Genomic DNA, 12,747 nt, shown 5'->3' on the forward strand with positions numbered 1-12,747 from the left:
TATTAATTGGTTTTTCTGTTAGGGTCGGTTGTCAATGCGGATCAGCACTCTTCGCTGCGGGCGGCCGTCGTGTCGATCAACGTGTAGACTTGCAGGTAGGGCACGTCGGTGCGCCCCGCGCCCCGCCGCATCAGCTCGCGCAACTCCTCGAAGCGCGTATCGTAGACGTCGTGCGGCAGCGCTCCGTGCTTCGAACAGATCGACGCGGCCATGCCGACCACCTCGCCCATCATCGCCGTGGTGCGCATCACGCGCACCGTGCCCAGCGCGACGTGCGAAACCGAGATGTTGCGCCCGGCCATGAAGAGGTTGTCGACGTCCTTCGAATAGAAGCAGCGGTAGGGAATCGGATAGAACGACAGCGGTGTCAGGTGACCGCATGACAAATATTCGCGGCCGGGGAAGAGCTTGCTGTTTTCGGGATCGGGATAGTGCTGGTCGATGTACCACGACGTCGACGCCGTGCCGTCGGGATAGATCGTGAAGTTCATCAGATCCTGTTCGCGCAGGACGAACTCGCCCAGCAGCCGGCGACTTTCGCGCTTGCCCGCCACGTGCGCCACCCAACCCAGATAGCTGTTGGCATACCGGTCGCGCACCGACGAACGGTTTTTCAGATACGACCAGTTGGAGTAGGCGACGTACATGCCGTAGTCGCGTATCTTCTCGGCGTCGGCGATCTGGTCGTCGCGCATTCCCACCTCCCAGTACCACTGGCCGCGGCGCACGATCTGCACGCTGCGTTCGTCGATCGGCAATCCCCATTCGATGTCCGGAAACGCGGTCGGCGCATCGGCTTCGAGGCAGTACCACTGCACCGAGGCGCCCATCGTCATGCCGTCCGCCGTGTCGGGTGCCGACGGCTCGCCGTATTTCGAACGGGCCTCGCGCCCCATGCTCCACTCGGCACCGGCCAGCACGCCCAGCGTCGCATCGCCCGTACAGTCGGCGAAAAGGGGGCCGCGCACCACGATCTGGCGGTAGGTATCGACGTCGGTGGCCACGATCGACTCGATCGTGCGCGGCGTGCGCTTGTTGACCTTCGTGACCTTGTATCCCAGCAGCAGCGTGATACGCTCCTCGGCCAAGATCGCGCGGAGCTTCTTCTCGTCTTCGTAGACCTCGGGGGTACGGGCGTTGCCCTTCGTGGAGGGGCCGAACTCGTTGAGCAGATAACCCAGCGACGGGTAGGCGCCGATATTGAGCCGGCCGCCCAGCCCTACGCGCACCTCCGACGAGTTGTTGCCGCCCAACACCTTGCGGTCCTGGATCAGCGCCACGCGCAACCCCTGCCGCGCCGCCGCGATGGCGGCGCACATGCCGGCCACGCCGCCGCCCGCGACGACGAAATCGAACGTCCCCCGCTCTTCGGGTTCGGCGGGCAGGCCGAGCAGGTTGTTGCGCAGCCGGAAGACCGTTTCGAGCGAATCGTCGGGCGCCACGTCGTGCAGCGTGAAGAGGATGGCGTCGCAACGCGCGTCGAATCCCGCCAGATCGTGCAGCGCGACTTGGTGGACGCCCTCCGTAAGGTAGGTCGTACCGCCCGCCTGCCAATGCCATTCGGGATCGCCCGTACCGAAGAGCGTGTCGCAGTCGCGGCCGTCGATGCGCAGGCGGAAGGCGCCGGGGGCATGCTTCTCCTTGTCGGCCCAGTGGGCCGTCCAGTTCTTCGTCCGCACGAAGATGCGGTACTGGCCGCTCTGCGGAATTTCGATCTTCGTCACGGCGTCCTCGACCGGCGTACCCAGACCGTGTGCCAAGAGGTAGCTCGACCCCATCTGCTCCATGAACTGGGGATCGGCCGTCCAGCCGCCCTTGTGCCGGAAATAGGTTCCCGGGAGCAGTACGGAGTCGCGCGGCGTCAGCTCCGCGACGCCCGCAGCATGTTCCCTGCCCGCCTCGACCCGTTCGGGATGAATGCAGGCGGTAGATCCCCCGACGATCAGTTCGGGTTCGATCACCACGCTGCGACAGTCGTCGTCGCCGGCGATCATGCGCCGCAGCATCTCGAACGACTGCTCGCCCAGCCTGCGGGTGGATTGGGTGATGTAGGTGACCGAAGGTTTGTAGAGCGAGAAGATCTCGCTTTCGTCGAAGCCCACCAGCGCGAGGTCTTCGGGCGCCGAGAGGTTCAGTGCGTTGAGCGCCTGCAAGCCCAGCAGGGCCAGCGTATTGGTCGGCAGCAGGAACGCCTCCACGCCCCGCCGCACGGCGTCCTCGAAGATGCGCACCGTATCCTCCTGCGCATGGCCGTAGACCGTATAGTGGATCTGCGAATAGCCCTCCAATCCGTAGCGGCGCATGGCCTCGCAATAGCCCCGTTCGCGCTCCGAAAGGCTCGAAATACCCAGCGTGTAGGAGATCATCTCGATACGGCGGTAACCGTTCTCGTAGAGGTGTTCCACGCCCATCCGCCCGGCCCGCTCGTTGTCCAGCATCACGCGCCCGACATCGAGTCCCGCGATGTCGCGGTCGAGCAGCACGGTGGGAATGCCGGCGTCGAGCGCCTTGCGGAGCACCTCCTCGCTGCCCGAACAGGGCGCGACGATCAGCCCTTCGACGCCGTTGCCGATGAAGGTGTCGACGATGTTGTCGAGCTTCTCGGCATTTTCGTCCGAACTGCCGAACAATACCGTATAATTGTAGTTGTGCGCGATGTTCTCGATGTAGCGGGCGATATCGGCGAAGAACTGGTTGGCGATGTCCGACGTCACCATGCCGATCGTATAGAAGCGTCCGCTGCGCAGACTCGCCGCAGCCTTGTTGGGGCGGTACCCCAACCGTTTGGCCACCTCCGCGATGCGGCGGGCCGTATCCTTGTTGACGTTGCAGTCCAGATTCCCTTCGGCGTCGCGCTTGGCGTTCATCACCAGCGACACGAGCGAAATGGAGACGCCCGCCTCCCGGGCGACGTCGCGTATGGTTATTTTTCCCATGATTTCGGATTCGCAGTTTTAAGTCTTCGCAAATCTATGAAACGTTTTAATAAAATCCAAATATTCGATCGAAAAAATAAATTTCCCGTCCCGAATCGAAACGAATTCTCGTCTTTCCCCCTCTTTCTATCCTTGATTCACATGCAGGGAATCGAACTTTCTACCTCCCTGATTAAACGTTTCATATCATTAATATACAATGATCTATACACAACGTATAGATTCTGTTTCCCGCCTTCCGGAAGGTTCCGCGGCCCCGAACCGCTTCCGGTTCCCCGCCGGTCGATTTCGTTTACTTCCGATCAGAAAATGCGAAATCGAAGCCCGGCACACGCCGAATCTCAAAAAATAGTTAATTTTGAACGGATTTTTCCGGAAACGACCCTCCGGAAACCTCCCGCCCGCTTTCGGAACGGACATGAAGACAACCGCATCGTGGGGATCATCCGCCACCGTGCAGCGAAGAAAAGGGGGCTGAGGCCGGACGAGTAACCTTCCCGTACGGACGACGAAAAGGGCTTACGGAATCCGCAAGCCCTTTCAACCATACGCCAGCCGGAGACGCCCCGTCTACTCGCCCAACACGGAGAAGATGAACGCCGCCGTCTTGCGGGTGACCTCCTCGTGGTAGTCGGACTTCCCGTAATTGAAGAAGCCGTGGCGGGCGTCGTCGTAGAGAACGATCTCGGCACGTCCGTCCGCCGCACGAACCGCATCGCAAAACAGCTGCGACTGCTTCCACGAGATCGTGCGGTCGGCCCGGCCGTGGAACAGCGCGACGGCGGGCGGATCGGCCCCAATCCGGTTCACGGGCGAAAAGTCCCGCAGCTCCCCGTCGGAGAAGGGCGCCAGATAGGGCGTCCCCTCTTCCGGAAAACGCGAGCCGTCGATCCGGCGCGTCAGGTCGTAAATCCCGTTGTATCCCACGAAAAAACGGCAACCTGCCTGCGACAGCGCCTCGTCGGCCGCCAGCGGCGTTCCAGCCGACGCCGCGACGTAACCGAACCGCAGCGTATCCAGCCCCAGTTCGCCGGCGCATGCCGCCACGAGGTCTCGGGCCGCCTGCAACTCCTCCAATCCCGCGCTGAAATCGGCCCCGTCGCCGACGAGCGAGTAGACGATCCGTACGCCCGCGATCCCCTGCGAAGCCAGATAGGCCGACTGGCGGCGGAAGGCGCCGATGCCGCATGTTCGCCAGCTGCCGCCGGGAACGTAGACGACGAACGGCCGGGGCCCGCCGGCATCGCCCCGCTCGGGCAGGTCGATCTCCAATACGAGCGTCCGGTCGCCGCGGGTTGCGAAGGTATACGACCGCGTAGTGAAGCCGTCGTAAGTCAGGTCGGCGCAATAGAGTTCGGGATCGGCAGCATACGCGCCCGCACAGAGGAGCGTCGCGGCGAAAGTCAGTAATAATGTTCTCATCATCTGCTTTTCGGATTAAACGCGAACTCGGACTATCGCTTGTCGCCCGTGAAATTCGGGTTCGGCTCCGGCATGGAAGCGCCGACCGACTCGCGCCACGCGTGCAGCATCTTACGCAGCTTCTTCACCACGCCGGGCTTCTCGGCCGACAGGTCGTGCTGCTCGCCGAGATCGGTTTTCAGATCGAACAGCTGGACGGTTCCGTTCTCGAAATACTCCAGCAATTTGTAATCGCCGTACCGAATCGCACCGCCGGGGCTCTGCATACCGTGATTGCTGTAATGGGGGAAGTGCCAGTAGAGCGCACGCTTCTCGATCTTCCCGCCTTCGAGCAACGGTACGATGCTCTCGCCCTCGCAGACCTTCTCCTTCGGGACATCGACCGAAGCCATGTCCAGCAGCGTATAGTAGAAGTCGTTGCTGATGACCGGCACGTCGCACTCCGTCCCCGCGCGGCCGACGCCCGGATAGCAGACGATCATCGGCACGCGGATGCCGCCCTCGTACATCCACCCTTTGGCGCCGCGCAGCGGCAGACTCGACGTGGCATAGGCCCTGTCGAGCGCATCCTTGGCGATCCTGCGGTCGGGACGGCCGAAGTTGGCGCCTGCCATGCCGCCATTGTCCGAATAGAAAATCACGATCGTGTTGTCCGCGATGCCGAGCTCTTCGAGCTTCCGGCGGATGACGCCCAGGCTCTCGTCCATCGCTTCGACCATGGCTGCGAACTCGATATTGTCCTGATGCTGCTTGATCTTGACGGTGCGCTGCGGCAGGACGCGGTAGCCCTGGTAGGCTTTGGTGTGCACCAGCGAATCCAACTCCCCGCGCGTCAGCGGATCGGGATCGTCGGGATTGCCTTCGAGAATATAGGGATCGCCCTCGTAGTGCATCGTCGCCAGCTTCCTGCGGTACTTCTCGACCAGATCCTTCCGCCCCTGGATGGGATCGTGAACCGCGAAATGCGACATGTAGAGGAAGAACGGGCCGTCCTTGTGCTCCTCGATGTATTTGGTAGCCTCGCGCGTCATCACGTCGGTCAGATATTCGCCCTCCTCGCCTTCGTAGCCGTTCAGCCGGAACGGTGCGTAGTAACCCTGTGGCCAGCCTTCGTTATACCCCAACGGAATATGCTCGTCGAACCCGTGCGCCAACGGATTGGAATCGCCCTTGCCGAGGTGCCACTTGCCGATGATCGCCGTCGCGTAACCGTTGTCGCGCAAAGTCTCGGCCACGGTGATCTCCTCGAAGGGAAGGTGTTGCTCGACAGGAGCGTTGAGCAGACGCTGGAAGGGCCAGTTCTTACGGCCGGGCAACCAGTCGGTGAGGCGGATGCTCGCCGGATAACGCCCCGTCATGAGGCTCGCCCGCGTCGGCGAAGAGACGTGGCAGGCCGCATAGGCGTTCGTAAAACGCACTCCCTCCTCGGCCAGCCGGTCGATATTGGGCGTTTCATGGAACCGGCTGCCGAAACAACCGATGTCGCTCCAACCGAGGTCGTCCACGAGGAAAAAGAGAATATTGGGCTTCTTCGGCGCCTCGCTGCCGTTCCTGCCCTCGGCCGAAGCGGCCTCCGTGCCCGCGAGCGTACCGGCCAGCGTGCCGGCGCTCAACAGGGCCAGATTTCTGAATCTATCCTTACCGCACATTTGTCTATGAGATTGTTAAAGAGGTTTTTCAGGATTGTTTTTCAAGGTCGGGTAGCTGCCGCTTTCGAAGTTCCATACCGAAACGTCCCAGTCCGTGAAGGCTTCGGCCGACGGGGCGGCTACCTGCATCTCGGCCTGGCTCAGCGCCTTCACGCGCGAAACGTCGTCGGGCGACGTGCCGTTCTGACCCAGATCGTTACCGTTACCGGAAAGGTAGTAACATCCCGACACGTTCGTGCCGTTGTTCTTCGCACCGCCGTTGATCGCGCCGCCGGTCGTACCGAGCGCCGTGCCCGACGCATCCTTCTGGGCGCGGCCCGCATTGTAGCAGTTGACGATCTTGGAGCCCGCGGCACTCTTGTTGCCGACCAGCGTTCCGCTGTTGGCGGCCGTATAGGTGACCGTTCCCTTGTTGTAGGTATTCGACACGACTGCACTGCCGCCTACCCAGCCGACGATGCCACCGGTATTGTTGCCGTTGGCGGGACTGCACGAAACGGTTCCCAGATTGAAACACTCGTCGATCACGCCGCTGCTGCCGCCCGCTACGCCGCCCGTTCGGCCGTTGCCGGCGGTGGCAGCCAGCGCGCCGTAGTTTCCGCATCTGCGCAGCTGGATGTTGCCGTTGCCGACGTTGCCCGCGACACCGCCGGTATTGCCGATGAACGAAATATCGCCGTAATTGTAGCACTCCGCAACGATGGTCGGCCGCTCCTCGCTGCCGCCGGACATATTGCCGATCACGCCGCCGACGTTGTTGACCAGCGTATTGCTTGCGCTGTAAACCACGATTTTGCCGTAGTTCACGCACTTGTCGATCGACACGTCCGTGCCGCCGACCTCACCGATCACGCCGCCGCTGTTGCCCGCGCCGTTGGCTCCGGTGGAGATCGTCACCCGCACATGGGCGTAGTTCCGGCAGTTCGAAACGACGGTATTGCCCGTCACGTTCGCCGCGATACCGCCGACGAAGCCGGCCGTCGCCGTAATGTCGAACCCTGCGTCGGAGTCGTTGTCCGAAGGCGTCGAACCGGCGCCCTTGACCGTGATGTTCCTGAGCGCCGCTGCGACGGCCGGCGTCGTCCCGTCCTCCGAGGCCGCGACGCCGCCGACATAGCCGAAGAGTCCCTGTCCGGCCGCGGTGGCTGCGATCTTCAAGCCGGTGATCGCGAAATTGCGGCCGTCGTAGTTGCCGCTGAACTTCTTATCGGAAGTGCCGATCGCCGTCCAGCTGCCGCCCAGCGCGATATCGGCCGTCTGCACGAAATAGATGCCCGCATAGGACTCGCCCGCATTGACCGACGACGCCAGCGCTTCGATATCCGATCTCTTCCCGATCGCGATCGGGCGCTCCTCGCTTTCGCCACCGAAACAGCCGAACGCGGGATTCCATCGCTCGACATAGCTGATCTGGCCGTTGCTGAGCGTGAACAGGGCATTGATCTCCACCGATCCCACCCTTTTCAGTTCGTACTCCCCGTTGGGAATCTCCTCCATGTAGTACACGGTCGTAAGGTCGGTGCCGACCTCCACCTCCACGTCGTTCAGGATCACGCTCTCGCCGCCGCCGACAGGTGCGTATTCGAGCGTCGTATTGCCGTCGTTACCGAGCAGCGTGGTCATGCCCGCGAATTCGATCCGGTGGCGTTCTCCCTGTTTCTGCTGGTTGATCGTCAGTTCCGCCTTCACGGTCGGATCGTCGACATAGACCACCGTCAGCTTCGCCTGACGGCTCTCGGTCGATTCGTTCTCGGACACGGAGAGCACCACGGCGCCGTCGCCCTCGACGTCGGCCGCAGGCGCAGTCTTGGCGATCCAACCCTCGCCGCCCGACACGACGGTCAGTTCGGCGCGCCAGTTCACGTTGGAGACGATCTGCACCGTATAGGCCTCGGCGCCCGTCCACGGCAGCGACACGCTGCCGACAGGCTCCATGACGATCGTCGGCTCCGAGCCCATCTGCTCGACCGTCACCGTGCCGGAAAGCGTCCGGGAATCGCGCTCCGAAGTGCCGGTCACGGCGATCGTGGTCGAACGCCTGCCCGGCGTATCCTTCTCCGTGAGCGTGAAGACGATGTTGCCGTTACCCTTGCCGCTGGCCGACGTGATCGTCAGCCAGTCGGCCTGTTCGTCGGTCTTGGCCGCTGTCCACGACACGTCGTGCGACGCCACCACGGTGATCGTATTGTTCTGCGAGGCGTAATTGTTCTTGATGACGGGCTGCTCGGGCAGCGTGAACGTCGGGATGAAGGCGTCGTCGCCGGTATCGTCGTCCGAGCAGCTCCACGCGAGCGATGCCGCACAGACGAGCAGTACGGCTGAAATAAGTTTCGGAAAAGATCTGAGACTTTTCATATCGTCTGAAGTTTTGGGTATTGGTTACTTGAATGTAGGCGTTTCGATGAACTGCGTCTGCATGTTCATCAGCTGTTCCCAGTTCTGGGCAGTCAGTTTCGTGCCGTTGAACACGAAGTTGTCGAAGACGATGTTGCGGAACGGGTGGTCGGGCGACGAACAATAGAGATAGTTCTTGTAGCCGTTGTCCCTTTGGCGGACGTTCCAGTTCCTGAGCGTCAGTCCGTCGACGGTCGAGACATAACCGGCCTGCGGCGACACGCGCAGGACGACCGGCACGGGCGTCTCGGTGACGACGTCCTCGATGAGATAGTTCTCCAAGTAATTGTCGTTGTTTTCGTACTCGTAGCGATTCCCCACGAATCCGAGGACACCACGGTTGAACTGGTTGTTGTTCCAGTCGGCATGCAGGATGTCAACGCGGCGGACCGTCACGTCCTTCGCGTCGGCGTCGTTCCATGCCATCTGGATGATATTGCCGTTGGTGAGCTGCCAGCAGACGATATCTTCGAAGGTGATCCCGTCGCGGTAAACCTTGATGCTGTCGTCGTTGGCCCAGATGAAGCAGTTTTTCACCGTCGAATAATGAAACACCGAGATACCATCGCAGTTGTAGGTCCACGCGCCGATCGTCTTCACCCACTCCACACGGTTGTTGGTCGTAATCAGGCGTACCGAGAAATGGGTGAAGTCGGCGATCGTGATCCCCTCGACGACCATTCCGTTGCTGTCACCCGTAGCTTCGATGCTGTGGGAGGCACGGTAGGGAAGGCGTGCAGCCGAAAGCGTACCGCGCCCGAAGATTCTCACGCCGGGGTTGTTCTCCACGACGAGGGTGCCGTAGACGTAGGCGTCGCCCGGGATGTAGATGTTCTTGACGTGTGCCGGCACGATGTACTTGCCGATGTCGTGCACGCCCCGGGCGAAATAGATCCCCGACCGGTCGGCCGGCAGGGCGGCCATGTCGGCCGCCGTCGCGTTTTCGACGCGCCGATAGGCGGCATCGTCGGACTTCGGGGCATCCTTTTCGAGCGGGTTGGCGAAGATCATCAATCCGTTCCGATAGCCCTCCGCGCCGACCTCCACCGAGTATTGTCCGGGTTCGGTCAGGGTGAAGGTCACGGACTGGCCCGAGAGCGAAGGCGACACGTGCTTGCGGCTCGGGTAGACGGCCACCGACGACGACATCGGCACCCGCGACGGATCGAGAATCCGCGCCGTCACCGTCACCTCGCCGTCGAACGAGAAGTTCGCCCAGCTGATCGTGCGGCCGGCCACCAGTTCGAGCGCCGTGCGGTCGCTGCCGATCATCCCCTTCGAGGGATCGTATACGGGACAGGTGCTCTGGAAAACCATGCACTCCTTCTCCACCCCGTTCTGGGAAAGCGTCACCTCCCACACCGTCGAAACGTTCACGTCGGGCGAGTCGGCCAAATGGTTGTACACGACGAACGAAACGTCGTCCGGTTCCTCGGGTTCCTCCGGATCGGTCTGCTGCGGAGGGTTCCACAGCGGTTCGTAGGTCGACGAGTTGGAGCATCCGATCCCTGAACACAACAGGCACAGAGAGGCCCACAACAGAAATGTGAAATTGGACAATCGCATATATCGGTCAGTGTTATAAGGTTATTACTTAATCGTAGGACGATCGGCCTCGAAGACGATACCGCGGTCGCGGAAGACCAGCGTATCGAGCACCTCGCACCGCTGCCCGTTCTCCCGTTCGTAAAAATAATTCAGGTAGACGGCATCGCGCGGCGTGGGATTTTCGGGAGTTCCGCCCCAGCTGTCGCCATTCTCCTTGTAGGAACCCGTGCCCGACACCTCAATGGCCGAAGCGGGCGTCGAAGCGACGGTCATGCGGCGGGTCTGCTCGTCGACCGAAAGCGCCAGCGTCCAGCGTTCGGCGCCGACCGACAGTTCCGTTTCGAGCGAGGTCAGCGACGTGGTGGTCAGCTTCACGACCTCGTCCTGCTCGACGAACTCCTCGCGGTAGGTAACGCACTCCTCCTCGATGACGGCGCCGCTGCGGTCGCGCACGATGAGCGCACCGCGGCGAAGCCACGACCCGTGCCACGGATTGACGTACTTGACACCGAACAGGGCGAAATGCATCGGTTTCTCGCTCCAATCCTCCGAGACGTGGATATCGGCCGAATCCTCCTTCCCGTCGACCGGTTTGCCGTAGAGAATATTCTCGGTATCGGGCGATCCCGTAATCCGGATCGGGATCACGTAAGCGCCGGTCAGCGCCTTCGGGTCCTCGAAGAAGGCGTCGGTGAGCTGCACCTCGATCAGACCGCTGAACGACCCCTTGGGGATGATCGCGCGGGACGACGGCGTGAGCACGTAATACTCCTCGGGCAGCGCCTCCACCTTCGCGTCGCCGCGGTAGAAATAGTCGGGCACCAGCGCGGGGTCGATTTCGAAATCGACCCGCCAGTCCTGCTTGTTGCTGTTGTAATATCCCCCGACGCAGACGCCCATGTTGAACTTATGCTGCCGGTCGAGCGAATTGTCGATGCGGTCGTTGCCCAGCGACAGCGTTCTGACCGGATACTGATAGGGCATGTAGATCGTCTGCCGCTCGAAATCGTCGAAAGCGATCGACTCGTTCGTGCAGGAAGCCAACAGCGATCCGGCGGCGGCCAATGCCATAATTGCTTTTTTCATAAGCTATGCGATGTTTTAATTGTTACCATCCTCGGTTCTGTTCGAGCCCCTTCATCTGTTCGTCGTAGGGGATCGGCCCGTAGATCATATAATCCATGAAGACGCGGGACTCGACCTCGAATGCGGTCTTGCCTCCGTCGCGCGTACCCGTTGCGGCCCGCATCATGGCCTGTTCGTCCTTCCAGCGGCGGACATCCCAGAAACGCTGGTTCTCGAAGGCCAGTTCCAGCCGGCGCTCGTTGCGGATCAGTCTGCGCATATCGGCCTGCGTAGCCACCGTAGGCAGGTACTGGTCGGGAGTAATGCCTCCCGTCGAACGGATCCGGGCGATCACGTCGCGCGCGGAGTAGCCCACGGTACCCTGTCCGTCGGGACCCCACGCCTCGTTGGCCGCCTCGGCGAAGATCAGGTAGACCTCGGTCATGCGCAGCAGCGTGTGGAAGTGGCGGGTAGTCACGACCGATCCCGTAGTATGATTCACGCTGGGGTTCATCAGTTTCTTCATGTAATAACCCGTGGTCGTCGAACTCGACGGCTTGCGGTCGATCCCGTCGACGTCGCCGTCGACCGTATTGATGACATTGTCCTTGAACAGGCTCCCGTTGCGGATCAGGTACTCGTCCAGCCGCGGGTCGCGTCCGGCGTACGGGTCGTCGGGATCAGACGGGTTTCCGGGGACGTAGGGAACGCCGTTTCGATAGGGAAACGCATCGGCGAAATCCTGCGTAGGGTTCATGCGGCCGTTGCCGAGCAACGAGGGCGGAAAACACGTCGTCTCCCAGTCGCGACCGGTATAGTAGTCCTTGCGCCACACGATCTCCCGGCTGGTGTCGTCGAGCCAGAACTTGATGCGGCTCTTGTCGATGGCGTCGATGCCGCCCGACGCATCGATCAGCTCGGCGGCGGCGACGGCCGCCGCCTCCCATTTCGCCGCATCGTTGTCGGGATTGAAGGCCGGACTTGCGGCCTGCAACAGCAGACGGGCCTTCAACGCCATGGCGATGCGACCGCACAGGCGATTGGCGAAGCGCGCTCCGTAGACCCGATCCTCTTCGGGTTTCTCGCTGTTGTTTTTGTACTCGTAGGGGAGATGATCGATGGCGAATTGCAAATCTTCGAGCACGAGCGCCACGCAGCGTTCATACGTGTCGCGCGGAAAATCGAGATCGCCCTCCTCGACGTCGATCGGGTGCATGATCATGGGCACGCCGAGCAGACGGCCCGTATTGACGCCGACACCGGAGTGTGCCGTCAGCAGTTCCATGTAGTAGTAGGCGCGCAGTCCGCGGGCCTCGGCCGTGAGCCGTTCGCGGAACGCTTCGCACAGCCATGCGTCGGAGTACGACCACTCCACCCGATCGACGAGTTCATCTAAAAACAGGTTGCAGTAGCCGATGGCCGTGTAGGCCGACGACCACTTGTCGAACGGATTGTTCGTGGAGCTCCACTCGCCGCTGACGATATTGCGGAAAGCATTGCCCGACGAGGTGTTCCACACGGCGTTGTCCGTCGCCACGTCCGTCATGACGCTGATCTGGTTGGCGTTCGGGACGGAGGCGTAGGCGTTGAGCAGAACCCCCTCCGCACGCTGGATGTAGGTCAGCAGTTCGTCGCCCTTGTAGCTGTTGTCGTCGTCGGGATCGAGGAAATCGTTGCAGCCCGCCGCCGACAGCAGGGCGAAAGTCAGAAACAGGTGATATAGCTTTTTCATA

7 protein-coding genes are annotated in these 12,747 nt (G+C 61.7%); all 7 read right to left on the reverse strand.

Annotated elements, in window-relative coordinates; translation table 11 throughout:
- Window positions 1–41: 41 nt before the first annotated feature.
- The 7 genes from FMF02_RS03760 to FMF02_RS03790 all read right to left on the reverse strand — a co-directional run bounded on the left by FMF02_RS03760 (window position 42) and on the right by FMF02_RS03790 (window position 12,746).
- Entirely contained in the window at window positions 42–2,936 is a 2,895-nt protein-coding gene (locus tag FMF02_RS03760; RefSeq protein ID WP_141412255.1) for an FAD-dependent oxidoreductase, read from the reverse strand.
- A 570-nt stretch (window positions 2,937–3,506) separates the two neighbouring features.
- Window positions 3,507–4,361 carry an alpha/beta hydrolase gene (locus tag FMF02_RS03765; RefSeq protein ID WP_141412256.1) on the reverse strand — a complete coding sequence of 285 codons (855 nt, stop codon included), beginning with the start codon at window positions 4,359–4,361 and terminating at the stop codon, window positions 3,507–3,509.
- Window positions 4,362–4,390: 29 nt separating this feature from the next.
- The gene (locus tag FMF02_RS03770) at window positions 4,391–6,007 is read right to left on the reverse strand and encodes a sulfatase (protein ID WP_141412257.1); all 1,617 of its coding nucleotides are present in this window, start codon (window positions 6,005–6,007) and stop codon (window positions 4,391–4,393) included.
- A 15-nt stretch (window positions 6,008–6,022) separates the two neighbouring features.
- Complete coding sequence (locus FMF02_RS03775; RefSeq protein WP_141412258.1) at window positions 6,023–8,362, reverse strand: BACON domain-containing protein; 2,340 nt, start codon at window positions 8,360–8,362, stop codon at window positions 6,023–6,025.
- Window positions 8,363–8,386: 24 nt separating this feature from the next.
- On the reverse strand, window positions 8,387–9,967 hold the full coding sequence (locus tag FMF02_RS03780; RefSeq protein ID WP_141412259.1) for a hypothetical protein: 1,581 nt from the start codon (window positions 9,965–9,967) through the stop codon (window positions 8,387–8,389).
- Between the two features lie 24 nt (window positions 9,968–9,991).
- Window positions 9,992–11,035 carry a DUF5627 domain-containing protein gene (locus FMF02_RS03785; protein WP_141412260.1) on the reverse strand — a complete coding sequence of 348 codons (1,044 nt, stop codon included), beginning with the start codon at window positions 11,033–11,035 and terminating at the stop codon, window positions 9,992–9,994.
- Between the two features lie 22 nt (window positions 11,036–11,057).
- Window positions 11,058–12,746, reverse strand: coding sequence for a RagB/SusD family nutrient uptake outer membrane protein (locus FMF02_RS03790; protein ID WP_141412261.1), 1,689 nt, complete (start codon window positions 12,744–12,746; stop codon window positions 11,058–11,060).
- Window position 12,747: the final 1 nt, after the last annotated feature.

The organism is Alistipes communis (genome assembly GCF_006542665.1).
Classification (GTDB): Bacteria; Bacteroidota; Bacteroidia; order Bacteroidales; family Rikenellaceae; genus Alistipes; species Alistipes communis.

What these genes read in the sequence shown, in the direction of transcription:
- FMF02_RS03760 (WP_141412255.1), bottom strand. Translation starts at nt 2,936, where the DNA reads ATGGGAAAAATAACCATACGCGACGTCGCCCGGGAGGCGGGCGTCTCC.
- FMF02_RS03765 (WP_141412256.1), bottom strand. Translation starts at nt 4,361, where the DNA reads ATGATGAGAACATTATTACTGACTTTCGCCGCGACGCTCCTCTGTGCG.
- FMF02_RS03770 (WP_141412257.1), bottom strand. Translation starts at nt 6,007, where the DNA reads ATGTGCGGTAAGGATAGATTCAGAAATCTGGCCCTGTTGAGCGCCGGC.
- FMF02_RS03775 (WP_141412258.1), bottom strand. Translation starts at nt 8,362, where the DNA reads ATGAAAAGTCTCAGATCTTTTCCGAAACTTATTTCAGCCGTACTGCTC.
- FMF02_RS03780 (WP_141412259.1), bottom strand. Translation starts at nt 9,967, where the DNA reads ATGCGATTGTCCAATTTCACATTTCTGTTGTGGGCCTCTCTGTGCCTG.
- FMF02_RS03785 (WP_141412260.1), bottom strand. Translation starts at nt 11,035, where the DNA reads ATGAAAAAAGCAATTATGGCATTGGCCGCCGCCGGATCGCTGTTGGCT.
- FMF02_RS03790 (WP_141412261.1), bottom strand. Translation starts at nt 12,746, where the DNA reads ATGAAAAAGCTATATCACCTGTTTCTGACTTTCGCCCTGCTGTCGGCG.